This window comes from Homoserinimonas flava (assembly GCF_054969005.1).
Genome location: NZ_JBUEQS010000003.1, coordinates 495,018 through 516,957, shown reverse-complemented (window position 1 = coordinate 516,957; position 21,940 = coordinate 495,018). Strand labels below are relative to the sequence as shown.

The window sequence follows — 21,940 nt, the reverse complement described above, 5'->3', positions numbered from 1 at the left end:
GTTACCGTGTGCTCACACGACCGCCTCGTCGGGCGCCACCGCTCCGTGGAACAGGGCCGCGAGCGCTGGCAGCCCCCCACGCTCGTAGGCGGAGCGCTGGCGCTCGGCACCCGTGCCCTCCTCAAAGAGCCTCGCGACCCATCCGCGCACCCGATCAAGGTCTCCCTCGGCGGCAAGCGCCTCCGCCGCATAGTCGACGAGGTCATCGACCACAACACGCGCCGGCGCGAGGTCGGTCGTGAGTGGATGCACCAGGGTCGTCGTGATGCCGTCGCGTGCGGCATGCCAGACGGCCGCGTCGATGAGTTCCGGGTCGAGCGGCTGCGGCTGCTCACCCCCCGCGAGCGCGGTCGCAACCAGACCACGACAGAGCAGGCCGAGCAGCACCGCCTGCCACGCCTCGAGTTGCACATCGGGGGTGCGGATTTCAAGCGTCGGCACATGATTCGACAGACGGATGTTCCAGGCGATGAGCGCGTCATCGAAGGTGCCGCCGACGCCGACAACCCGTTCGCTCCGTCGCGCGTAGTCTGCGGCATCAACGAAGTGGGGCGGGGTGCCCCGAGTCGCCCACCGCTGCAGCTGGATCGTGCGCCAGCTCGCGAAGCCCGTGTCTTCACCATCCCAATAGGGCGAGTTCACACCGAGCGCCGTGATGACGGGCATCCAGCTGCGAAGCGCATTGAGCGCGCGCACCCCCGACTCCCGGTCGGCGATATGCACGTGAATGTGAAGCCCGTTGAGGTAGTAGTCCCTCGCGAGCATCCGGTATTCGTCGCGCACGCGGTGGTACCGCGGCTTCTCCGTTATAGCGCTGCCGGCGCCACGCCTCGGGTAGGTGCCGGTCGCTGCCACCACGACGCCGACAGAAGTCGCGGCATCTTTCAGCCGAAGCCGGAACGCGTGCAGGTCGGCGAGCGCCTGCTCGGCGGTCTCACACACGGGGGTCGGCCGTTCGATCTGGCTGAGCAAAAACTCGCGCTGCACGTTGCGGCTCTCGACCCGATCGACTCGGAGGGCCCGGTAGACGGCCGGGCTCACATCACGCGGCTCGAGCGTGGTGGGGTCGAGGAAGCAGTACTCCTCTTCGATGCCGAACGTGACCATCGCGGCCTCCTTGTCTGCCACAACGAAAAGTGGGTCCAGGCGAATAGTAGGCATAGGAGGCGACCCCGCGCTCACACCGTTACCTCAGGCGACCTAGGATCGCACGAGACACCCGTCACCACGAGAGGAATGAGCGCTTGATCAACCGCACGACGACCGCACTCATCGTACTGGCCGCCGCCACGCTCGTGCTCTCTGGGTGCGCCGCCGGGAGTGACAGCCCGACGCCCACCGCCACCGAGACGGTGACGGCGAGCCCGTCGCCCTCGCCGAGCCCGACGGATGCCGCGACTGCACCAGAGCTCCCAAGCGACTGTGCCGCCCTCGCGTCGGAGCCGACGCGCACGGCAGCCGTCGGCGACATGACCCTGCAGAGCAACGCGGAGGGCTTCGTGCGTCCGGCACCGGAGGGTGCCACGCTCGCGCTCGGCTGCGACTGGATCGTCGGCGAGGCCGCCGGGATGCTGCTGCTCGTGCAGTCCGCGACACCCGATGCTGTGGCATCCGCTCTCGACGGTCTGGAGTCCGAGGGATACGCCTGCACGACCTCGGCCGAGCTTGACGGTGACCTCTGCGAGAACACGGCCCCGAACCCGGGGCAGGAGGAGGTCATCTTCGCGCGCGACTCGGTCTGGATCTACCAGTCGTCGGTGAACCGCGACGGCAGCGCGTTCCTCAGCGAAATCGTCGCCGACATCTTCGACTGACCTCCCATCCGCGTGCGTTAGGAGTCGAGCACCCCGGCCAATTCGGTCTCGAATCGCTCAACATCGGGGCGACGACACAGCTCAGTCGCGGGGGTCATCGCGGTCGCCGACCCTGCCGCGACGCCGCCGATAAACGCCTCACGGATGCTCCGGCGCTGCGCCAGCCTGGTGACAAACGCTCCGAGAAACGAATCTCCCGCGCCCACCGTGCTCTGCACCTGCACCCGCGGCACCGGCAGGGTCATGACCCCCTCGGGGCCTGCGAGCACGGCACCGTCACCGCCGAGCGTGAGGGCGACATACTCTGCTGCCCCACGCTCGACGAGCTCTTTCGCGGCAGCCACCTGCTGGGCCGTTGTCTCAAGTGGCCGACCGAGGTAGGTCGAGAGCTCACGACGACTCGGCTTCACGAGGAACACCCCTGCCTCAAGGGCGGCGGCGAGCCACGGCTCTGATGTGTCGACGATGCACTTGGCACCGCGCTCCGCCGCGAGATCGGCAACGAGGGCATAGAAGTCCCCCGGCACCCCACGCGGGAGGCTCCCGCTGCCCACCACGAATCCGCCGGGTTGGATGCGCTCGGCGAGAGCATCCAGGCAGGAATGCCACTCGCGGTCGCTGAGACTCGGGCCCTCAAGCACGAAGCGGAACTGTTTGCCCGACTCGGTCTCATCGACCGTGAAGCTCTCACGCGTGCTTTCGGCGATCGGGATGACTCGCGCCACGATTCCCTCGTCTTCGAGCAGATGCCGGTAGGCCTGGCCGGTCGGGCCGCCGAGCGCGACTACGGCGTCGACATGACCCCCGAGACGCCGCGCCACCCTGGCAACGTTGACGCCGCCACCACCAGGGTCGAGCCTGGTAGCACCGCAGCGCAGCTTATGTTCGGGCTCAACTTTGGCCGTCGATGTGCTCACATCGATGGCCGGGTTCATAGTGAGGGTCAGGATGTGTCGGTCCCGAGGGCTAGCATCCGTCATGCGGCGAGCCTACGCTGCCGGGTGTCGCTCCAATAGCTCCGCCAGCACGATTTCGAGCTGGTCGACAGCCCAGTCGAGGTCGGCCTCATCGATCACAATTGGTGGTGCGAGCCGCACGGTCGAACCGTGCGTGTCCTTCGCAAGCACGCCTCGATGCATGAGGAGTTCGCAGACGCGGCGACCCGTCGCCAGCTCGGGGTCGATGTCGACGCCCGCCCAGAGGCCGGCACCGCGCACCGCTACGACGCCCCGACCGAGGAGCGCGTCGAGCCTCGCGTGGAGGCGCACCCCGAGGTACTGTGCACGTCGCTGCGGCTCACCGTCAGCGAGCATCCGCACCACTTCGGTGCCGACCGCCGCCGCAAGCGGGTTTCCGCCAAACGTCGAACCGTGCTGGCCCGGCTGCAACACGCCGAGAACGTCTTCGTTGCCCACGACGGCAGACACGGGCACGATGCCGCCGCCGAGCGCCTTGCCGAGCAGGTACAGGTCGGGCACAACGCCGTCGAGGTCGCACGCGAAGGTCGCGCCGGTGCGGCCGAGGCCCGACTGGATCTCGTCGGCGATGAAGAGCACGTTCTCTCGCGTGCAGAGCGCACGCAACGCCGGCAGGAACCCGGCCGGTGGCACAAGCACGCCGGCCTCGCCCTGGATTGGTTCAACGAGCACCGCGACGGTGTTCTCGTCGATCGCGGCCGCAATGGCCTCGACGTCACCGTAGGCGACCGTGCGGAATCCCGGCGTGAACGGCCCGAAGTCGGCTCGAGCATCCTCGTCGTCGCTAAAGCTCACGATCGTCGTTGTGCGGCCGTGAAAGTTGCCGGCCATGACGATGATGTTCGCGCGGTCGGCCGCGACACCCTTGACGCGGTACCCCCACGCCCTCGCCACTTTGATGCCGGACTCGACGGCCTCGGCCCCCGTGTTCATGGGCAAGACCATGTCCTTGCCGGCGAGCGCCGCGAGCTCAGTGACGAAGACACCGAGCTGGTCGTTGTGAAAGGCCCGGCTCGTCAGGGTGATGCGATCGAGCTGGGCTTTGGCAGCCGCCACGAGCCTCTCGTTCGAGTGCCCGAAGTTCACGGCCGAGTAGGCGGCGAGACAGTCCAGGTAGCGGCGACCATCGACATCCGTCACCCAGGCACCGTCGCCAGAGGTGACAACGACGGGAAGCGGATGGTAGTTGTGCGGCGAGTGCGTGGCCTCGGCTTCGATCGCGGTGGTCGACCGGGAAGCGGTGTTCGAATGCGCTGTCGTGTTCGTCGTCATCGTCTCAGCTCCAGGGTGCAGCATTTCACGCCGCCGCCGCCGAGCAGCAGCTCGGACAGGTCAACGCCGATGGGCGTGTAGCCACGTTCGCGCAATTGGCGGCCGAAGTCGAGGGCTCGCGCGGCGATGACCACGTTGCGGCCGTCACTGAAGGAGTTGAGACCGAGCACGGCCGCATCCTCCTCGGTCGCGATGATGGCGTTGGGGTAGCGCTCGCGAAGGATCGCACGGCTCGCCTCGCTGAACGCTGAGGGGAGATAGGCGATGGTCGGCTCGACCCCTGGTGCGGGGTCTGGGTCGATTACGGCGAGCGCCGTGTCGAGGTGGTAGAAGCTCGGGTTTACCAGCTCCAGCCCGATGACGTCGCGGCCGACCGCGGCGGCGAGCTCACGCTGGCTGGCGGTCGTGCTGCGGAAGCCGGAGCCGGCCAGGATGACATCGCCGACGAGCAAGAAGTCCCCTTCGCCCTCGTTGACGTGCTCGGGGCTGTGCACGTCGTAGCCGGCCGCGCCGAACCACTCCATGTAGGCGGGGCCTTCTGGTTGGCGCTCGGGGTGCGTGAACTTCGCCCCGTAGGCGATGCCGTCAAGCACGAAGCCGCCGTTCGCGGCGTAGACCATGTCGGGCAGTCCGGGGATCGAGTCGATGAGCTGCACATCAAAACCGAGACCGATGTAGGTCGCGTACAGTGTCTCCCACTGGCGCACGGCGAGCGACGTGTCGGTGGGGTCTTCCGGGTGCATCCACGGGTTGATGCGATAGCTCACGGTGAACTGGTCTGGCCGGCACATGAGCACCGTGCGGGCGGAGGCGCGGCGCTCAGGGGCGGCGGTGAGCGGTTCGGTGAGGGTCATAACTCCAGTGTCACAGCGGATGCTGGCAACGTTTCGCGAACTTGCGCACGAATTCTGCGCAAATACTCGCTCTGATGCAACATCGACGCGTAGAGTGCGCGTATGGACAATCTCGATCACGGAATCCTGCGCCACCTTCGCAAGAACGCCAGGGCCGGCTACGGCGATATCGGTGATCAGATCGGGCTTTCCGCGTCAGCCGTGAAGCGCCGGGTCGATCGACTCGTCGCCGATGGCGTCATCCGTGGGTTCACTATCCATGTCGACCCCGCCGTCGAGGGGCTCGGCACCGAGGCGTATGTCGAGATCTTTTGCCGGGGCACGGTTGCGCCCGACGAGCTGCGTCGCATGCTCGCCGACATCCCCGATGTCGTCGGCGCGGGCACCGTGAGTGGCAGCGCCGATGCAATCCTGCACATGCGCAGCCGAGACATCCAGAGCTTGGAGAGCGCGATCGAACGCGTGCGCGACGCCACGAACGTCGACCACACCCGCAGTTCGATCGTGCTCTCAAAGCTCATCGAGAAGGCGCGCGACTGAGGCACCGACCCGTCGCTGCCGGCTGGGCGATCGAGTCAGATGATCCAGCCGTCGTCGGTCGTGAAGGTCTTGAGAAGCGGCTCGACCGGTTCGTAGCGTCGATCCCAGAACTCCCCGTATTCGAGCAACCAGCGCGCGGCGTGCTCGAGGGGGTCAGCGTGGAGGCTGCTCACGGTCGCGGTGCCTGCCGGCCTACGGGTGATCAGCCCCGCCGCGGCGAGCACGCCGAGGTGCCGCGATACCGCCGGCTGGCTGATGGGAAAGTGATCGGAGAGCTGCCCGACGGTCGCGTCGTCGTCGCGGAGGAGACCGAGAATCGCGCGGCGGGTAGGGTCGGCGAGCGCCGCGAAGACAGCATCGAGATCGGGGTTTTCGGCCATGGCGACAGACCTCCTACAACTTCATTACCTAAACGTTTTAGAACAAGAAGTTTATGAATAGCGAGGTTATCACCGAGATACCGCCGAAATGCTGTCACCGATCGAGGCGCGCTCGGCGGCTCCCTCTTGCTAGAACTGGAGAATGACAACGGCAACGCTCCCCATCCTCGACCTCTCGCGCCTGCAGCAGGGCGACACCGAGGCCGCAGCCTTCCGTCGCGACCTCCGCGAAGCCACCCACGAGTACGGCTTCTTCTACCTCACGGGCCACGGCATCCCCACCTCCCTCTTCGACGGGGTCATCGACACGGCGCGCAAGTTCTTCGAGCTGCCGGATGCCGACAAACTCGAGATCGAAAACGTCAAGAGCCGACACTTCCGCGGCTACACGCGGGTTGGCGGCGAACTCACGCAGGGCAAGGTCGACTGGCGTGAACAGATCGACATCGGGCCAGAGCGCGCCGCCGTCGAGAAGGCCGACGGCGTCGCCCCCTACTGGACCCTCGAGGGCCCCAACCAGTGGCCGAGCGCCCTCCCCGGCCTCCGCGACGTCGTCTCGGAGTGGGAGGCGAACATGAACAAGGTCGCCATCACCCTCATGCGAGCGTGGGCCGAATCGCTCGGCGCCGACCCCGACACCTTCGACGCGGCATTCGCCCACGACCCGTCAACCCTCATCAAAATCGTGCGCTACCCCGGCAAAGATGACCCCACCCCCCAGCAGGGTGTCGGTGCCCACAAAGACTTCGGCGTGCTCACCCTGCTCTACGTCGAAGAGGGCAAGGGCGGCCTGCAGGTGGAGAAAGACGGCGAGTGGATCGACGCGCCACCCCTCCCCTACACCTTCGTCGTCAACATCGGCGAACTGCTCGAAGTGGCAACCGGAGGTTACCTCCGCGCCACCGTGCACCGCGTAATCTCGCCCGGCCCCGGCCAGGACCGCATCTCCGTGCCGTACTTCTACGCGCCGGCACTCGACGCGACCATCCCGACGATCCCCCTGCCGCCCGAGCTCGCCGCCGAAGCGGGCGGTGTCTCGGCCGACGCGCACGGCGAACCGCTTTTCTCCACCTACGGTGAGAACGCGCTCAAGAGCCGGCTCCGCGCGCATCCGGATGTCGCGGCCATCCACCACCCAGAGCTCGCGAAGTCGCCGGCACCAGCGCACGCGCACTGAGCCGCACACACCCGCTCTGAGCCGCGCACGCCCTCACCGGCTCAGAACTCGATCTCCCCGATCATCGGGTCTGGCATGCCGTAGCGGGTTGCGGCCATGCTCACGACCTGCGCTCGCACAAACGGGAGCAGCTCGAGCCGCCCGGCCGTGGTGACGGGCGTGGCGAAGAGCGCGACATCCGGTTGCTGTGCGAACACGGTCGAGAGCACCCCTGCATCGCCGCCGATGAGTCTGACGTGCGGCGTGTTCACCGCCCCCGACTGCACCCGGGCGTGCCAACGCGCCTCTGATTCGACGAGCACGCTCCCGACCCGCAGGGGTGAGAGCGGTGACCCGAAGAGCTGCACCAGTCCGTCGGGGATCGGCGTAGCCGAGCTGACGTGCACCGGTGCGCCCGCCCTCGTTGCCGCGGCGAGCACGCGCACCAGCTGAGCGCTCGAGACCCCGGTGGAGAGCCGGATGGTCGTTGGTGTGGCGAGGTAGCGCACCACGCTCCGCTCGCTCGGCGGGCCCTGGAGTTCGACCGCGTCGCGGTAGTGGGTGACCCAGGCGAGTTCATCACTCACGGCACCGGCCCGCACGAGGTCGAACTCGAGAAACTGCATTGACGGCTGGGCGGCCTCGATGAGCCTGCGCGTCTGATCACCAATGCCGTCCATGCGCACCGACTGCTCCGCTTCGGCGAAGACGGGGGCCCAGTCGCCGAGCTCGAGGATGCGATCGCGCCCTCCCCTGAGTTGGCCGGCGCCGCGCCATCCGCCAGACGGCAGTGCGTCGCCGGCAGTGCCGACGGTCGGCCGGTTCACGTGGAGCGCGCCGGCATCCGCGGAGTCGAGCCAGAGCGCGAGCTCGTCGAGGTCGAGGGTGTGGATGGCGACGGCCTCGCCGCGGGCAGCATTCTGCAGGTCGATCGCGGTGCCAAGATCCGGCACGGTCGTGAGGGCGATGACGGGTGCCGCCGCCGTGCGCTGGATGGCGGATGCTGCGGCCACGCCATCGCGCACGCCCGGTCGCCACAGCGTGAGCCGATCATCCATCGCCTCCGGCTGCACGAGCCAGGTCTCTTCGGCCTCAAGATTGGCGAGCAGGCGGCGCACGCGTTCTGGCGGTGTCGCGATGAGCGGACCGATGCGCGACGAGGCCTCGAGCGTCGGGGCCGGATGCGTCGCCCGCACGGCATCGGCGAGTCGGCGGCGGAACGCTTCGGACTGCCCGGCCGCGCCGACAAGGATGACAAGTCGTGTGCCCTGCGGGTGCTGACCGCCGTGCACAAACGCGCTCTGCGCGATGTCGCCCGCGGCCTGCTCGAGGTCTGCGCTCTCGGTGACAATGACGGATGCCATGCCGGAGAGGTCACCGAGCGGTGGCCGGTCGGGCCGCCACGACCGCAGGAGCATGGCGGTGTCTCGGTCGCCGGCGAAAAGCACCCGGTCAACGTCTTGGTGGGCGACGACCGCGCGCGCAACGGCTGCGTCTTCTGGAACGATCAGTGTCGCGAGGCCTTCGGGCACGTCGGCCTCCCGCAGCGCTTCGATCACGAGCGCAGCGGCGCGGCGGGCCTGATGCACTGGCTGCACGATGACCGCGCTGCCGGCGACGATGGCGATCGAGACAGCCTCGACCGTGTCGGCGATGGGCGAAGACCATCCAGGGGCGATGAGCACGGTCGTTGCCGCAATGAACTCCGCGTGGTCGACTGTGGCAAGTTCGCTGCCCCGCGTGGCGGCGCGCTTCGCGAGCGCGACCGCGCGCACCGCTTCAGCATCCGCCTCGGCGAAGGTCGCACCGATCTCACTCACCAGCACCTCGACGATGCGTCCATGCAGGGCTTCCAGCACATCGGCGAACTCCCCGACAACCGTCGCCCGCTCCTCCGCACTCCGGGCCGCCCAGGCGTCGCCGGCGAGCCCGGCCCGCTCGATGAGGGTGTCAAGCGCCGGCACGTCACGCACGACGGCCTCATCGAGCGCGGCAGCGGCGACCTCAGAACTCCTGGCCCGCGCGAGCACCTGACGTGCCCACTGGCGGCCCTCAGCGTGCGAAACATCGGTGCGCGCGCCATCGAGGTGAGGGGGGATGGCAGACGGCGGCTCGTCAGCTGCTTCCGGGGTAGCGATGAGCGCGGGAGCCGCGTCAAGGGCCGCCACGGCAGCGCGCAAGCGATCGAGCGCATCGTCGACCTTCGCGACGCCGGCCTCGCCTGAGAGTCGGTGAAGGCGTTGCACGAGCGGGCCGACCGCCGACGAGATTCGATCGCCCACGATGACGGGGGTCGAAAGCACCACGCCACTGACGCTGCGGGCGATGGCCTCGGTGTGGCCCGCTGCGATACCGAGCATCCGCTCGATCTCCAGCCTGCCGGCGACCCCGCGTGCATCCGCGAAGTGCCAGGCGAATGCGGCGGTGACCAGATCGTCGCCCCCGATGATGAGTCGCACAGCGTCGGTGTGGCTCGGCATGAGCCCCCAATCGAGCAGGTGCACGAGCGCCGCGTCGGCCTCGACATCGGCGAGACGCAGCCGGATGCCGGCACCGCCGCGCGCCCGTCGTTCGATCGCCCACGTGGTGAGCCGCTGCAGGGCGCTGAACGTCTCGGGCGACGGCGCTGGCAGCGTCACGCCCCCCTCATAGCCTTCGAGCCCCGGCCTGCTCAGCAGACCAACGAACACATCCAGGGTGAGGTCGAGCTGTCTGGGGTCTTCGGTATCGATGGTGATGAGCTTCGCCGAGGTCGAGGCTGCCGCGAACTCGTAAAGCGGCACAAGCCGCTCGATGATGCGGGTGACACTCTCATCGTGTGCCCACGGGTGTGGCGGCGGCGCGACGGCAGCGAGCCGCATCGAGATGGCATCGACACCGTCCCGGCCGAGCAGGTCCATGACGGTCGCGAGCCCCCGGTCTGCCTCGTCAGAGCCGAGGGCGGCAGACGCGAATGGCACGACCACCGGGCGTATGCCGCGCTGCCGCAGGGACGCAAGGCTCGCGTCGAACCCTCTCGCCTCGGTGTCGAGCACGAGGTGCGCGATGGAGCGCTTGAAGACCGCCCTCGCCAGCGGCACGATCGGCCACGGCAGCAGCACGGCGAACCCGCCACCAAGCTGGATGAGCACGCGCAGCAGGAGCGGCAGCGTCGATGGAAGGTCTCGCGACATCCGCTCGAAGTTTCGGGCAGCCACCCTGAGGTCTTCTGGCCGCACGACACCATCGACGAAGGCGATCATGACACCGAGGCCGGCCGGGTCTGCGACGATCTCGGAGAGCTTCCGCCCCGCGGGGTCGGCCGTGGCGTCCGCGCTTTCGTCGACCCAGCGTCGCACGGTGGTGGCGGCTGGGTCGATGATGTCGGACGCGCGAGCGGGGGACTGCGACGCAGACTGCATGGGCAGAAGGGTACCGCCGACACCCTGTGAAGCGGCGGTTGCCGTCGCCTCGAGGGCATCGGAGCGCGGCCAAAGTTCCTGAGTGCGTGCTGGGCGAGGGATGCCGCGGCTTTACGTGCGGCCGAGCGGCTGGTTAACTCTGGGGTATGACCTTCGATCCGTTTGCGAACCAGGGCGGCGCTGCGGCGTGGGACGCCAGCGTCGCCGCGGAATCCAACAAGGCTGCCGACGAGCTGTTCGCCGCCGAAGACAGCGAAGTGAGGGATGACGAGCTGATTCCGAGCGGCGGAAATCCCGAACAGCCGGGCGCGATGCCAGACCCCGACCTCGAGTCAGACGCCGCCGAAGAATAACCTTCAGTCGTTCCAGACGCTCGGCGCTGGCTGCCTCGTCGTGGGCAGGGCGACATCGTCGGCCCAGCGGTGCACCCACGCCGGTGGGGTGTGACTCGAAACGTCGATGCCGAGTGCGGCCGACAGCTCCCCGAGCGGCACGGTGCCGCCGCTGCGCTTGAGAAAGCGACCCTTGAGCACGAGTCGTGCCGCTATCTGCTCACCCACAACAAAGCGCTGCTCCAGATAGACGGCCTTCTCGTCGAAGCCCACGACCCGCGTCTCGATGATGAAGCGCTGCCATGGCAGCAACGAGGTGCGGTGCGTAATGGTCGATGACTGCACGACCGGGTACCACCCGTGCTTGCGCAGTACCTCCCAGATTCCCGTGCGCCGGAGCATGTCGAATCGCCCGACATCGGCGATTGAGAGATAGCGGCCGTTGTTCATGTGCCGGTAGATGTCGAGATCGGTCGGCAGCACACGAAAGGCGAGACGCACGACGTCGAACACGTCGGCTTTGGGGCGGCGGGAGGAGAGCACGAAGTGGAGCATCGTGCGCCAGAGAAGATTCACCCCGTCAGGCTAGCCACGCGTCACAGGCGGCGACGAGTCCGCTGTATACATCCAACAACAGCCGCCTAGAGTGGTGCGGTGTCTGTGCCGAAGATCCTGCTCTACTACTGCTTCACTCCCCTCGCCGACCCCGAGGCGATCCGTCTTTGGCAGCGCGACCTCTGCGAATCGCTCGGCATCACCGGCCGCATCCTGCTGTCGGAGCACGGCATCAACGGCACCGTGGGCGGCGAGCTCGACGATGTGAAGCGCTACGTGCGCAAGACGCGCGAGTACGCCCCGTTCAAGCACATCGACTTCAAATGGAGCGATGGCACGGGTGCCGACTTTCCAAGGCTCAGTGTGCGCGTGCGCGACGAGATCGTCAGCTTCGGTGCACCGGGCGAGCTGCAGGTCGACGAGCACGGGGTTGTCGACGGTGGCACCCGCCTCAGCCCTGCAGAACTCAACGAGCTCGTCGCCTCACGCGAGGTGACCCTGTTCGACGGACGAAACGCCTTCGAGGCCGAGATCGGCCGCTTCTCGGGTGCCGTCGTGCCCGCCGTTGCGACCACACGGGACTTCGTCGCCGAGCTCGACAGCGGCCGCTACGACCACCTCAAAGACCGGCCGGTGGTGACCTACTGCACCGGCGGCATCCGCTGCGAAGTGCTGTCAAGCCTCATGCGGCATCGAGGCTTCAATGAGGTCTACCAGCTCGACGGTGGCATCGTGCGCTACGGAGAAGAGTTCGGCGACACGGGCCTGTGGGAGGGCTCCCTCTACGTCTTCGACCAGCGAAAGGCCGTGCAATTCTCGGATGCTTCGGCGATCGTCGGGCGCTGCGGCATCTGCGGCACCGGCTCGAGTCGCATGGAGAACTGCCACGATGCCTCCTGCCGCGTCCAGCTGGTCGTCTGCGAGGAGCATGCTGCGGCCGCAGCATGTGAGGCGCATCCGATGAAGGTCGCCTGACGCGACACGAGTGCTGCTACTGGCAGCTGATGCGCGTGCCGTCGTCGAGCGTGTGCACGCCAGCTTCGCGTCCCTCGCAGGCTCCGAGAGGGCCAAGTCCGGTCGCGGTGAGCAGCAACTGCAACACGATGAGCGCGGTTGCCGCGAACGCCACAATGGTCGCCGTGAGGCCCACCGCGCCGCCGAACCCAACGGCACGAGAACGCCGATAGGCAATGAACCCGACCACCATGCCGACCACGCCAATGCCGACGCCGACCGCGGGCACGATGAACCCGAGCACAATGGTCAGTGCGCTCAAGACGAACGTGACGATGCTGAGCACCTTGCCGGGATCTTTTTCGGGGAGTTCGTCATCAAAGACGACCTCGGCGTTCGGTGAGCTCTCTGGAGCAGGCTGGCTTTCGGCCGGCGTCGCTGCCGATTCACTCTCGAAATGCTCTGGCGTTTCGGGCATGTGCTCGTCTTCGTTCTGCTCATCAACGACCGGGGCCTCGGGTGCCTCGGTAGTCTGCGTGTCCATTCCGGCGCTGGAATTCTTCTTGTCCATTGCTCCCCCATGTTGCAACGAATGCGTAAGATCTCTCGGTGGCGCCGAGCGTATCGTGCGACGCTTTCGTGCGCCACCCTCATTTTCGGGGGACACGGTTCACATCACCCCCGAGATGCGACCAAGATGGGTCTATGCGCATCGGAATCCTCACCAGCGGCGGCGATGCCCCCGGACTCAACGCCGTCATCCGCGGGGCCGTCCTCAAGGGCGAAAAAGTCCACGGACAAGAGTTCGTGGGCTTTCGCAACGGGTGGAAGGGACTTGTCGAGTCCGACATCGTTCCTCTTGGCCGACACGAGGTGAAGGGGATTGCCAAGCAGGGAGGCACGATTCTCGGCACGTCTCGCACAAACCCGTTCGAGGGCAATGGTGGGCCAGATCGGATTCGCCAGATCCTCGACGACAACGGCATCGATAGCCTGATCGCGATCGGCGGTGAGGGCACGCTCGCTGCGGCGAAGCGTCTGACCGATGAGGGCCTCCCCATTGTCGGGGTGCCGAAGACGATCGACAATGACATCTCGGCCACGGACTACACCTTCGGTTTCGACACCGCGGTGCAGATCGCAACCGACGCCATGGACCGGCTCCGCACGACAGGCGATGCGCACGGTCGCTGCATGATCGCCGAGGTCATGGGTCGCCACGTCGGGTGGATCGCCCTTCACTCCGGCATGGCCGCAGGTGCCCACGCCATCCTCATCCCAGAACAGCGCACGACAATCGAGCAGATCGCCGAATGGGTCACGAGCGCCCACGACCGCGGTCGCTCCCCCCTCGTCGTCGTCGCCGAAGGCTTCGTGCTCGACGGAATGAGCGACCCGCACTCCGAGCGAGGGCTTGACGCCTTCGGCCGCCCACGCCTCGGTGGCATCGGCGAGAATCTTGCCCCCGAGATCGAAGCGGCAACCGGCATCGAGACGCGGGCGACAACCCTCGGCCACATCCAGCGTGGTGGCACCCCCACCTCGTATGACCGAGTCCTCGCCACGCGACTCGGCATGGCAGTGCTCGACCTCGCGATCGCAAAAGACTGGGGCTGCATGGTCGCCCTCCGCGGCACCGAGATCGTCACAGTGCCGTTCGACGATGCCCTCGGCAAGCTCAAGACCGTGCCGCAGGAGCGCTACGACGAGGCGTCAGTGCTCTTCGGCTGATCGCCCGACACCGGTGGGGTAATCTTGTCGCGCCATGCTGCTCACCATGCTCAAAGCGAAGATCCACCGCGCTACCGTCACCCAGGCCGATCTCCACTACGTCGGTTCGGTCACGGTCGATAGCGACCTGCTCGAGGCATCCGGCATTCTTCCCGGCGAGCTCGTCTCGATCGTTGATGTCACGAACGGCGCCCGGCTCGAGACCTACACGATCGCCGGCGAACCGGGCAGCGGCGTGCTCGGCATCAATGGTGCCGCCGCGCACCTCGTGCACCCCGGTGATGTCGTCATTCTCATCGCGTATGCCGCGATGACGCCCGAGGAGGCGCGCGACTTCACACCATCGATCGTGCATGTCGATGCCGCGAACCGCATTGTGCACCTTGGCACGGATGCCGCCGATGCCATCGGCACGAGCGGCGTGCGGCCACCACTCGCCCTCTGATCAGGCGGGTTCCGTAGTCTGGTGCGATGCGCGCACTCAGGGTTGAGAAGAACGACGGCGAGATCACAACGGCGCTGCGCGAGCTCGGCGACGACGACCTCATGCCGGGCGACGTCACGATCGACGTCGAATACTCGAGCATCAACTTCAAAGACGGCCTCGCGATCATGGGCAAACCCGGGGTCATCCGCGACTACCCCCTCATCCCCGGCATCGATCTCGTCGGCACGGTAGCGACGGCGGATGCCGGCAGCCGATGGTCTGCTGGCGACCGGGTGCTGCTCACGGGCTGGGGCATCGGTGAGACGCATCACGGGGGCCTCGCCGAACGCGCTCGCGTGAAATCGGAGTGGCTTGTGGCCGTGCCGTCGGCGCTGAGCCCTCGACAGGCCGCCGCCGTCGGCACCGCCGGCTTCACCGCCATGCTCGCGGTGCTCGCGCTCGAGCGCGCCGGCGCGCTCGACGACAGGGATGGCGAGGTGCTCGTTACAGGTGCCTCTGGCGGCGTCGGCTCGATCGCGATCGCACTGCTCTCGAAGCTCGGCCACCGGATCACCGCCTCGACGGGGCGCCTCGACGAATCCGACTACCTTCGCGCGCTCGGGGTGAGCGACGTTATCGACCGCGCAACCATCAGCGAGCCGGGCAAGCCACTCCAGAGCCAGCGGTGGTCGGCGGCGATCGACTCAGCCGGCGGCCCGACGCTCGCCAATGTGGTCGCGCAGACGAACTACGGCGGCACGGTTGCGGCGTGCGGGCTCGCACAGTCAGCCGAACTGCCCGCGACCGTCATGCCGTTCATCTTGCGCGGCGTGACACTCGCGGGCATCAACTCCGTGTTCGCACCGACGGCCCTGCGCGAAGAAGCGTGGGAGAGGCTCGTCACCGACCTCGACCTCGACTTGCTCGAGTTGCTCACGACCGACAGCACCCTCACCGAGGCGACGACTGTGGCCGCCCGCATCCTCAATGGCGAGGTCCGCGGTCGCACGGTGGTCGACGTCCGCGCCTGAGCACGTCTGCGCCCGAGCACGTCCTTGTCAGCAGCAAGAGCCTGCGTCAGTCGTTGGTGCCGTGATGGTGCGCGAAGTCGGCGAGCGCCTCAACGAGCGACTCGGCCGATCGATCCTCCGAAATCACGTGCACCGTGAGGCCGACAGCTCGGGCGTCAAACGCCGTCCTAGGGCCGATGCAGGCGACGACAGTGGATTCTGGCAGCGGTCCCAGTTGCTCCATCACTTTGCGTGCCACGATGCCCGAACTGATGAGGATTGCGCTGATGCGACCGGATGCAACATCCGTCGCCACGCGCTCGGTGACGGGCACTCCGACGACTCGGTGCGCGGTGACGAGATCTACCTCGAGGCCGAGGTCACTGAGACCGGCGAGACTATCTGCTTCGTTGGATTCGCCCTGCGGGGCAAGCACGCGCCCCGTGCGCGCGTCGTGCGGCCAGGAACTGAGCAAGCCGCGAGGCGAGTTGTCGGGGCTTGGCACGAAGTCGACCTCGTAGCCGGCGAGTGACAGCGCCGCGGCCGTCGTTTCGCCAACACACGCGATGCGGGTCGATTGCGGCACCTGCACCCCGCGGATGTTGAGCACATCGACCGTGGTCGCGCTGCTCACGACCAGCCAGTCGTAGTGGCCGGCCTCGAGCCGATCAAGGGCTTGATCGAGCGGCACCGGGTCTTCTGGCATCGAGAAGTTGATCATGGGAGCGACCACCGCGGTCGCACCATAGGAGCGGAGGGTCGCCGCCACATTTTCGCCGTAGGCACCGCCGCGCGGCACGAGAACACGCCAGCCCGTGAGGGGTTTTGCTCGGCGATCGGGGGTCATGCTCTCATCCTGTCGCTCAAAGCCGTGTGCGCACAAACCGCCGAGGCAGCATTCAAGGTATCGATCTGGCAACGCGGCAGACCCGCGGTGCCACGCACCGCGGGTCTGGCGCTGAAGTCGAACTGGCCGCTGCCGGTCACAGAGGCCGTGCCGGCCACGGAATCAGTCGTCGCTGAAGATCGCCCACGCGACGAGACCGCCGATGGCGATGACCGCTGCGGTCGCGCCAACGATCCACGGCACAGGGTTTTCATCGTATGAGCGCTTTGCGCGCTCGGCGAGTTCGCTCGAACGTTGCTTAACGTTGAACTTGTCCTCGATCGCGTCGAGGGTGTTGCCGAGGGACTCGCGGGCGGCCGCGACGGCCTTGCCAGCGTCAGTGTCTGCTCCCGGGAAACTTGATCCGGAGCCGTTCAGGGGTGTCGAGTCGCTCATGGTTCTCCTCCTGTGGGGGTTCAGGTGTCGCTGTCAGATGCACTGCGGGGTCGTGCGTGTTGAACTCAGTGGCGTCGGGTGCCACGGACCGTATCGAGATCGTGCTTGACGCTCTCGATGGTGTCTTCTGGAATCGGTGGGATGCCGGACTTCAGCTTGGCATAGCCGATCCACGCCAGCAGCGCCGCAATGATGAGCAGCACCCCCGCGACGATGAGGGCGGCGGCCCACCCTGGCATCACTAGCGCAAGCGCAAGGATGGCAGCGGTCAGCAGCACGCCGATCATGAAGAGCAGCACGACGGCGGCACCGGCCAAGAGGCCGGCACCGATGCCGAGTGCTTTGAGCTTGGCCGTCATCTCGGCCTTGAGCTGCTCGATCTCGGCGGTCACCAACTCGGAGACCAGCCGCGGCACGTCGGCGATGAGCTCCAAGAGCGAGCGTCGTCGAGCGCGGGGTGGAGTCGTGTGATCCGTCATGAAGTCGACCTACTTCGAGGTGCTGCCGCTGGTCGAAGACGAGCCGCTCGACTGGCCGCTGCTCTTGCTGCCCGAGCTGGTGCTCTTCTTGCCACTCACCTGCGAGACGACCTTTTTCGCGTTGTCGGCGATGAACTCGGCAACTTCGGGTCCCTTGTCTTTTGCGAAGTCTTCGACAGCGTCAACCTTGGCCTGGACTCGCGGATCGCTCCAGAGCTTGCTGGCCGTGGCCTTGATCTCTTCGTAGCGCTCGCGGCCGGCTCGTGCGCCGAGCACGTATCCGACAGCCAGCCCGGTCAGGATGAGAATTTTTCCGCGCATGGGGGTCTCCATTCCACTGGGGTTGGTCTTGTGTCGTCCCAGCGTAGCCCCGTCGCCTCCAGCCGGCTTTTAGCAAACTCCCAGCGTCCGACGCTCATCAGTACACATATTCCAGGATGTCGCGGCCGACGGCACGCATCGCGTCGAGCACCCGCAGCCGCTCGTGCAGGCTCGAGTCGACGAACTCGACCGTGACCGCGTAGGCCACTCCGGCGCGTCGACCCTGCAGCAGGCCGGCCTCGCTCCGCACCCCATCATCGGTGCCTGTCTTGTTGATGAGCTGCAGACCATGATTCGACGCCCGATGTGAGAGCGGGTCGAGCCCGAAGGCGCTCGCCACCATCGAGAGGTCGGCGTTGAGCGAGAGCCAGTCGAGCACCCGCTGACTCGTCACAGAATCGACCACCTGTCCGCGGGAGAGTGCATAGAACAACCAGGCGAGCTCGGCGGTGGCACCAACCGAGAACTGGGGTGCGTCATCCGGGCCCCGGCGTATGCGCACGCGATCGAGGAGAGCGGTGCGCCGCAGCCCGAGCGATTCGGCCCGATGCCGCACCGAATCGATGCCGAGGTGCCGCAGCAGCACGTTCGTGGCGACATTGTCGCTGGCGGCTCCCACGAGGAGCGCGAGATCGCCGATCGGAAGGGTCGGCACCTGCATCCGGTGCCACAGCCCAGAGTCGGCGATGGCATCATCGGGTGTCTTGTCGAGGATGCCTGGCACACTCGGGTCACGCGTCGTGATGCGCGCCGCCGCCTCCACGAGGAGCAGCACCTTGCCGACGCTCGCGGTTGGCAGTGCCACACGGTCGTCAATCGCGAGCAGGGGCAGACCGGTCATCAGGTCGAGCACGGTGGCGGAGACCTTTGCGCCGCCGTAGGCAATCTCGCCGAGCGCCGTGAAGCTCTCGGCAAAGCTTTCGGCGTCGTCGGTGCCGCGGTGGCGCGCAGCCGCTTCCGAGCGCGCGCGGCGACGCCGCTGACGATCGGTTGAAGGGCCTGGCCGCTGCGACGTCATGGCTCTACCAGATGGTGACGCGCTCGCTCGGCGCCAGCCACAGGGCGTCATCCGGCGAGACGGTGAACGTCTCGTAGAACGCATCGATGTTGCGCACAATCTGGTTGCAGCGGAATTCGTTGGGCGAATGCGGGTCGATCGAAAGCAGCCGAATGACCTCTTCATCCCTCGCCTTGAGCTGCCATGCCTGCGCCCACGACAGAAAGAAGCGTTCAGCGCCCGAAAGCCCGTCGATCACTGGCGGCTCCGCACCATCGAGAGCGATGAGATATGCCTTCCACGCGATACCGAGCCCGCCGAGGTCGCCGATGTTCTCCCCGATCGTCAGGGCACCGTTGACGTGGTGCTCCGGCGTCTGCTGCGGCGCGAGCGCGTCGTACTGGGCGATGAGCGACGAGGTGAGTCGCTCGAATGCCGCGCGATCCTCCCCCGTCCACCAGTCGATGAGGCGCCCGTCGCCATCGAAGCGCGACCCCTGATCGTCGAAGCCGTGCCCGATCTCATGCCCGATGACCGCGCCGATCGCACCGTAGTTTGCTGCGGCATCCCGACCCTCGTCGAAGAACGGGTACTGCAGGATGGCGGCGGGGAACACGATTTCGTTGAACCCCGGGTTGTAGTACGCGTTGATCGTCTGGGGCGTCATGAACCACTCGTCACGATCGAGCGGGCGCCCGATCTTGCCAAGCTCACGCTGGAACTCGAACTCGCTCGACGCGCGCACATTGCCGATGAGGTCGGCCGGGTCGACGTCGAGGGTCGAGTAGTCGCGCCACTTCACCGGGAATCCGATCTTGGGGGTGAACTTCTCGAGCTTCTCGAGCGCACGGCCCCGCGTCGCCTCGGTCATCCACGGCAGCGAGGTGATCGACTGACGGTATGCCTCCACAAGGTGCTCGACCAGGACATCCATCGACTGCTTCGCGGCCGGCGGAAAGTGCCGTTCAACATAGATGCGACCGACCGCCTCACCCATCGCGCCCTCGACAAACGAGACGCCGCGCTTCCATCGCGCCCGCAACTCGGGCGTGCCCGTGAGCGTGCGGCCATAAAAGTCGAAGTTCGCGTCGACGAAGTCCCCGCTGAGATACGGTGCCGACGACCGCACGACCTGCCAGCGCAGCCAGTCTTTCCACGCGTCGAGGCCATCCGCGGTCACGAGACCGAAGACCCCGTCGATGAAGCTCGGCTCGCGCACGACGACCTCGTCGAAACTGCCGGCCGGCGGGTCCATGGCGCTGCGCCAAGTGTCGAGCGATGCCGCATCACCCTCCGCTCCGTGCGCCCGCACGAGGTCGCCCCACGACCGCAGGTTGTAGGTGGCCTCCGCGTCGCGCGTGCGCACGTTGTCCCAGTGCTGCGCCGCGATTACCGTCTCGAGGTCGAAGACGCGGGCCGCGGCATCCGCTGCCCCCTCAATGCCGGCGAGGGTGAACATGTGCTCGATGAAGGCGCGGTATTTCTCGCGGATCTCGGCGAACTTCTCATCGCGAAAATACGACTCGTCTGGCAGCCCGATGCCGCCCTGCTCGACAAAGACGAGGTAGCGCTCGGGGTTGCCAGGGTCGTTGTCGACAAAGAGCTGCATGAGGCCGCTCACGCCCTGCCGTTCGAGCCGGCCGAGCGTCGCCATGAAGTCATCGACGGATGCCACGGCGTCGACCTGCTCAAGGGCGGGCCGCAGCGGTGCCGCACCGAGCGCCTCAACCCGCTCAAGGTCCATGAAGCTCGTGAACAGGTCGCCGACTTTGCGCTGTTCGGTTCCGGGCTCGGCGTGCTGCGCCTCCTCAATGATGGCGCGCACCGCCCGTTCGGCCTCTTCGGCCAGCACGTAGAACGAGCCGTAGCGCGCCTTGTCTGAGGGGATTTCGGAGCGGTGGATCCACTTGCCGTTGACGTGCCGGTACAGGTCATCCTGGGGGCGGATCATTGGGTCGAGTTCGTCGATGGCTATGCCGGATTCGAGCGTCATGCACCCACCATAACCATCCCCGTCTGCGTGTTTTCAGCATTCGGGAATGGGGTTGCGGATGGTGTCTGGGGTGACGGATGCGACCTCGCGAGTCGACCCGTCGTAGCTGCACCGCAGTGTCGTGAATCGCAACGTCGTGAATGATGAGTGCATGCGCAGGCAACTCGATCGGGACATTGTGCGGCTCGCCCTGCCCGCGCTCGGCGCGCTCATCGCCGAGCCGCTCTTCTTGCTCGCTGACACGGCGATGATTGGGCACCTCGGCGCCGCTCCCCTTGCGGCGCTCGGCATCGCGAGTGCCGTGCTCCAGACGGTCGTTGGCCTGCTCGTATTTCTCGCCTACGCAACGACGCCCATGGTCGCGCGGCGGCTCGGGGCCGGCGATCGCGCTGGCGCGATCCGCGCCGGTATTGACGGGCTGTGGCTCGCCCTCGCCATTGGGGTGGTGCTGCTGGTGGTCGGCCTGTTGGCGGCGACCCCCCTGCTCTCCCTGTTTGGCACGCGAGCGGATGTCACGGCGCTCGCCTCCACCTACCTCACGATTTCGCTCTGGGGCCTTCCTGGCATGTTGCTCGTCATCGCGGCGACGGGGCTTTTGCGCGGCCTGCAAGACACCCGCACCCCGCTCGTCGTGGCGACGGTGGGGTTCGCGGCGAACATTGGGCTCAATGCGCTGCTCATCTACGGGCTGGGTCTCGGCATCGCCGGTGCCGCGATCGGAACCGTGATTGCGCAGTGGGGCATGGCCGCGGTCTACATCGTGATGGCGGTTCGGGCGGCCCGCGCGACGGGCGCGTCACTGCGTCCGGGGGTGCGGGGTGTGCGCGTTGCGGCGGAGTCTGGCGGTTGGCTGCTGCTGCGCACCCTGTGGCTGCGTGCGGCCATGCTCGCGACGGTTGGGGTCGCGGCGGGCTTCGGGGTGACCGAACTTGCGACCCTGCAGATCGCGATGACCGTGTTTTCGATGCTCGCCTTCATGCTCGACGCCCTCGCGATTGCTGGCCAGGCGCTCATCGGTCACGGGCTGGGAGCATCCGATGTTCCCAGGGTGACGGCGGTCACCCGCCGCCTCATCGTTCACGGCCTCGTCGCTGGGTGTGCCCTCGCGGTGGTGGTGGCGCTCCTTGCCCCCGTGCTCGGGCCGGTCTTCACCTCCGATGTGGAGATCAGGTCGGCGCTCACCGTGACCGCGCTCGTCATGGCGGCTGGCATCCCCCTCGCCGGGTATGTCTTTGTGCTCGACGGGGTGCTCATCGGGGCCGGCGACGCCCGCTATCTCGCCATTACGGGAGCCCTGAACCTGGCGATGTACGCCCCGCTGCTCGGCTGGGTCGCGGTGGCGCAACCGGATGCCGCGCTGCCATGGCTCTGGGCCGCCTTCGGGTTCGGCTACATCGGTGCGCGCGCGGTGACGCTCGGGTGGCGCGCGCGATCGACCGCCTGGATGGTGACGGGCACACGCTGA

23 protein-coding genes are annotated in these 21,940 nt (G+C 67.1%); 9 read left to right on the top strand and 14 right to left on the bottom strand.

Features of this window, described 5'->3' with window-relative positions; all coding sequences use genetic code 11:
* Positions 1–12 precede the first annotated feature (12 nt).
* The gene (locus ACY48M_RS11370) at positions 13–1,107 is read right to left on the bottom strand and encodes a carboxylate-amine ligase (RefSeq protein ID WP_462820394.1); all 1,095 of its coding nucleotides are present in this window, start codon (positions 1,105–1,107) and stop codon (positions 13–15) included.
* 137 nt (positions 1,108–1,244) lie between these two features.
* Here ACY48M_RS11370 and ACY48M_RS11365 point away from each other — a divergent pair, with 137 nt between their 5' ends.
* A complete protein-coding gene (locus ACY48M_RS11365; RefSeq protein ID WP_462820393.1) occupies positions 1,245–1,814 on the top strand; it encodes a hypothetical protein in 570 nt (189 codons plus the stop codon).
* 17 nt (positions 1,815–1,831) lie between these two features.
* Here ACY48M_RS11365 and ACY48M_RS11360 read toward each other — a convergent pair whose 3' ends face one another.
* Genes ACY48M_RS11360 through ddaH form a run of 3 tightly spaced genes read right to left on the bottom strand, consistent with a single transcriptional unit; the run spans position 1,832 to position 4,917 of the window.
* Positions 1,832–2,794 carry a 1-phosphofructokinase family hexose kinase gene (locus ACY48M_RS11360; protein ID WP_462820392.1) on the bottom strand — a complete coding sequence of 321 codons (963 nt, stop codon included), beginning with the start codon at positions 2,792–2,794 and terminating at the stop codon, positions 1,832–1,834.
* A 9-nt stretch (positions 2,795–2,803) separates the two neighbouring features.
* Positions 2,804–4,063 carry an ornithine--oxo-acid transaminase gene (gene rocD, locus ACY48M_RS11355; RefSeq protein WP_462820391.1) on the bottom strand — a complete coding sequence of 420 codons (1,260 nt, stop codon included), beginning with the start codon at positions 4,061–4,063 and terminating at the stop codon, positions 2,804–2,806.
* Complete coding sequence (ddaH, locus tag ACY48M_RS11350; RefSeq protein WP_462820390.1) at positions 4,060–4,917, bottom strand: dimethylargininase; 858 nt, start codon at positions 4,915–4,917, stop codon at positions 4,060–4,062. Before ddaH ends, rocD begins: the two co-directional genes overlap by 4 nt.
* Positions 4,918–5,019: 102 nt before the next feature.
* Here ddaH and ACY48M_RS11345 point away from each other — a divergent pair, with 102 nt between their 5' ends.
* Positions 5,020–5,457 carry an Lrp/AsnC family transcriptional regulator gene (locus tag ACY48M_RS11345; protein WP_462820389.1) on the top strand — a complete coding sequence of 146 codons (438 nt, stop codon included), beginning with the start codon at positions 5,020–5,022 and terminating at the stop codon, positions 5,455–5,457.
* A gap of 35 nt (positions 5,458–5,492) precedes the next feature.
* On the opposite strand, the gene ACY48M_RS11340 is transcribed toward ACY48M_RS11345, so the two are convergent.
* Positions 5,493–5,837, bottom strand: coding sequence for an ArsR/SmtB family transcription factor (locus ACY48M_RS11340; RefSeq protein ID WP_462820388.1), 345 nt, complete (start codon positions 5,835–5,837; stop codon positions 5,493–5,495).
* A 142-nt stretch (positions 5,838–5,979) separates the two neighbouring features.
* Here ACY48M_RS11340 and ACY48M_RS11335 point away from each other — a divergent pair, with 142 nt between their 5' ends.
* On the top strand, positions 5,980–7,014 hold the full coding sequence (locus tag ACY48M_RS11335) for an isopenicillin N synthase family dioxygenase (protein ID WP_462820387.1): 1,035 nt from the start codon (positions 5,980–5,982) through the stop codon (positions 7,012–7,014).
* A 41-nt stretch (positions 7,015–7,055) separates the two neighbouring features.
* Here ACY48M_RS11335 and ACY48M_RS11330 read toward each other — a convergent pair whose 3' ends face one another.
* On the bottom strand, positions 7,056–10,394 hold the full coding sequence (locus ACY48M_RS11330; RefSeq protein ID WP_462820386.1) for a proline dehydrogenase family protein: 3,339 nt from the start codon (positions 10,392–10,394) through the stop codon (positions 7,056–7,058).
* A gap of 146 nt (positions 10,395–10,540) precedes the next feature.
* On the opposite strand from ACY48M_RS11330, the gene ACY48M_RS11325 reads away from it, so the two are divergent.
* The gene (locus ACY48M_RS11325) at positions 10,541–10,747 is read left to right on the top strand and encodes a hypothetical protein (RefSeq protein ID WP_462820385.1); all 207 of its coding nucleotides are present in this window, start codon (positions 10,541–10,543) and stop codon (positions 10,745–10,747) included.
* 3 nt (positions 10,748–10,750) lie between these two features.
* On the opposite strand, the gene ACY48M_RS11320 is transcribed toward ACY48M_RS11325, so the two are convergent.
* The gene (locus ACY48M_RS11320; protein ID WP_462820384.1) at positions 10,751–11,302 is read right to left on the bottom strand and encodes a thioesterase family protein; all 552 of its coding nucleotides are present in this window, start codon (positions 11,300–11,302) and stop codon (positions 10,751–10,753) included.
* 78 nt (positions 11,303–11,380) lie between these two features.
* Here ACY48M_RS11320 and trhO point away from each other — a divergent pair, with 78 nt between their 5' ends.
* Positions 11,381–12,256: an oxygen-dependent tRNA uridine(34) hydroxylase TrhO gene (trhO, locus tag ACY48M_RS11315; protein WP_462820383.1), complete on the top strand. Its 876-nt coding sequence runs from the start codon at positions 11,381–11,383 to the stop codon at positions 12,254–12,256.
* Between the two features lie 16 nt (positions 12,257–12,272).
* On the opposite strand, the gene ACY48M_RS11310 is transcribed toward trhO, so the two are convergent.
* Positions 12,273–12,779 (bottom strand): hypothetical protein, encoded by a 507-nt coding sequence (locus tag ACY48M_RS11310; protein ID WP_462820382.1) that lies wholly within the window; start codon positions 12,777–12,779, stop codon positions 12,273–12,275.
* Between the two features lie 161 nt (positions 12,780–12,940).
* On the opposite strand from ACY48M_RS11310, the gene ACY48M_RS11305 reads away from it, so the two are divergent.
* From ACY48M_RS11305 to acuI, 3 genes are read left to right on the top strand one after another with little or no spacing between them, the layout of a single operon-like run.
* Entirely contained in the window at positions 12,941–13,966 is a 1,026-nt protein-coding gene (locus ACY48M_RS11305; protein WP_462820381.1) for a 6-phosphofructokinase, read from the top strand.
* Positions 13,967–14,000: 34 nt separating this feature from the next.
* Positions 14,001–14,411 (top strand): aspartate 1-decarboxylase, encoded by a 411-nt coding sequence (gene panD / locus ACY48M_RS11300; RefSeq protein WP_462820380.1) that lies wholly within the window; start codon positions 14,001–14,003, stop codon positions 14,409–14,411.
* Positions 14,412–14,437: 26 nt separating this feature from the next.
* Positions 14,438–15,424, top strand: a complete 987-nt coding sequence (acuI, locus tag ACY48M_RS11295) for an acrylyl-CoA reductase (NADPH) (protein ID WP_462820379.1) — start codon at positions 14,438–14,440, stop codon at positions 15,422–15,424.
* A 46-nt stretch (positions 15,425–15,470) separates the two neighbouring features.
* Here acuI and ACY48M_RS11290 read toward each other — a convergent pair whose 3' ends face one another.
* The 6 genes from ACY48M_RS11290 to ACY48M_RS11265 form a co-directional block, all read right to left on the bottom strand.
* Positions 15,471–16,250 (bottom strand): uroporphyrinogen-III synthase, encoded by a 780-nt coding sequence (locus tag ACY48M_RS11290; protein WP_462820378.1) that lies wholly within the window; start codon positions 16,248–16,250, stop codon positions 15,471–15,473.
* A gap of 162 nt (positions 16,251–16,412) precedes the next feature.
* Positions 16,413–16,685, bottom strand: coding sequence for a DUF3618 domain-containing protein (locus tag ACY48M_RS11285; RefSeq protein WP_462820377.1), 273 nt, complete (start codon positions 16,683–16,685; stop codon positions 16,413–16,415).
* A 65-nt stretch (positions 16,686–16,750) separates the two neighbouring features.
* Complete coding sequence (locus tag ACY48M_RS11280) at positions 16,751–17,164, bottom strand: phage holin family protein (RefSeq protein WP_462820376.1); 414 nt, start codon at positions 17,162–17,164, stop codon at positions 16,751–16,753.
* A 9-nt stretch (positions 17,165–17,173) separates the two neighbouring features.
* Complete coding sequence (locus tag ACY48M_RS11275; RefSeq protein WP_462820375.1) at positions 17,174–17,485, bottom strand: YtxH domain-containing protein; 312 nt, start codon at positions 17,483–17,485, stop codon at positions 17,174–17,176.
* A gap of 97 nt (positions 17,486–17,582) precedes the next feature.
* On the bottom strand, positions 17,583–18,503 hold the full coding sequence (locus ACY48M_RS11270; protein ID WP_462820374.1) for a serine hydrolase: 921 nt from the start codon (positions 18,501–18,503) through the stop codon (positions 17,583–17,585).
* Positions 18,504–18,507: 4 nt separating this feature from the next.
* Positions 18,508–20,475 (bottom strand): M13 family metallopeptidase, encoded by a 1,968-nt coding sequence (locus ACY48M_RS11265; protein WP_462820373.1) that lies wholly within the window; start codon positions 20,473–20,475, stop codon positions 18,508–18,510.
* A 151-nt stretch (positions 20,476–20,626) separates the two neighbouring features.
* Between ACY48M_RS11265 and ACY48M_RS11260 the strand changes: the two genes are divergently transcribed.
* The gene (locus tag ACY48M_RS11260) at positions 20,627–21,940 is read left to right on the top strand and encodes an MATE family efflux transporter (RefSeq protein ID WP_462820372.1); all 1,314 of its coding nucleotides are present in this window, start codon (positions 20,627–20,629) and stop codon (positions 21,938–21,940) included.

Bases quoted from the DNA above. Each gene is read 5' to 3' on its own strand.
- ACY48M_RS11370 (WP_462820394.1), bottom strand. From the start codon at position 1,107: ATGGTCACGTTCGGCATCGAAGAGGAGTACTGCTTCCTCGACCCCACC.
- ACY48M_RS11360 (WP_462820392.1), bottom strand. From the start codon at position 2,794: ATGACGGATGCTAGCCCTCGGGACCGACACATCCTGACCCTCACTATG.
- rocD (WP_462820391.1), bottom strand. From the start codon at position 4,063: ATGACGACGAACACGACAGCGCATTCGAACACCGCTTCCCGGTCGACC.
- ddaH (WP_462820390.1), bottom strand. From the start codon at position 4,917: ATGACCCTCACCGAACCGCTCACCGCCGCCCCTGAGCGCCGCGCCTCC.
- ACY48M_RS11345 (WP_462820389.1), top strand. From the start codon at position 5,020: ATGGACAATCTCGATCACGGAATCCTGCGCCACCTTCGCAAGAACGCC.
- ACY48M_RS11340 (WP_462820388.1), bottom strand. From the start codon at position 5,837: ATGGCCGAAAACCCCGATCTCGATGCTGTCTTCGCGGCGCTCGCCGAC.
- ACY48M_RS11335 (WP_462820387.1), top strand. From the start codon at position 5,980: ATGACAACGGCAACGCTCCCCATCCTCGACCTCTCGCGCCTGCAGCAG.
- ACY48M_RS11330 (WP_462820386.1), bottom strand. From the start codon at position 10,394: ATGCAGTCTGCGTCGCAGTCCCCCGCTCGCGCGTCCGACATCATCGAC.
- ACY48M_RS11325 (WP_462820385.1), top strand. From the start codon at position 10,541: ATGACCTTCGATCCGTTTGCGAACCAGGGCGGCGCTGCGGCGTGGGAC.
- ACY48M_RS11310 (WP_462820382.1), bottom strand. From the start codon at position 12,779: ATGGACACGCAGACTACCGAGGCACCCGAGGCCCCGGTCGTTGATGAG.
- ACY48M_RS11305 (WP_462820381.1), top strand. From the start codon at position 12,941: ATGCGCATCGGAATCCTCACCAGCGGCGGCGATGCCCCCGGACTCAAC.
- panD (WP_462820380.1), top strand. From the start codon at position 14,001: ATGCTGCTCACCATGCTCAAAGCGAAGATCCACCGCGCTACCGTCACC.
- acuI (WP_462820379.1), top strand. From the start codon at position 14,438: ATGCGCGCACTCAGGGTTGAGAAGAACGACGGCGAGATCACAACGGCG.
- ACY48M_RS11290 (WP_462820378.1), bottom strand. From the start codon at position 16,250: ATGACCCCCGATCGCCGAGCAAAACCCCTCACGGGCTGGCGTGTTCTC.
- ACY48M_RS11285 (WP_462820377.1), bottom strand. From the start codon at position 16,685: ATGAGCGACTCGACACCCCTGAACGGCTCCGGATCAAGTTTCCCGGGA.
- ACY48M_RS11280 (WP_462820376.1), bottom strand. From the start codon at position 17,164: ATGACGGATCACACGACTCCACCCCGCGCTCGACGACGCTCGCTCTTG.
- ACY48M_RS11275 (WP_462820375.1), bottom strand. From the start codon at position 17,485: ATGCGCGGAAAAATTCTCATCCTGACCGGGCTGGCTGTCGGATACGTG.
- ACY48M_RS11270 (WP_462820374.1), bottom strand. From the start codon at position 18,503: ATGACGTCGCAGCGGCCAGGCCCTTCAACCGATCGTCAGCGGCGTCGC.
- ACY48M_RS11265 (WP_462820373.1), bottom strand. From the start codon at position 20,475: ATGACGCTCGAATCCGGCATAGCCATCGACGAACTCGACCCAATGATC.
- ACY48M_RS11260 (WP_462820372.1), top strand. From the start codon at position 20,627: ATGCGCAGGCAACTCGATCGGGACATTGTGCGGCTCGCCCTGCCCGCG.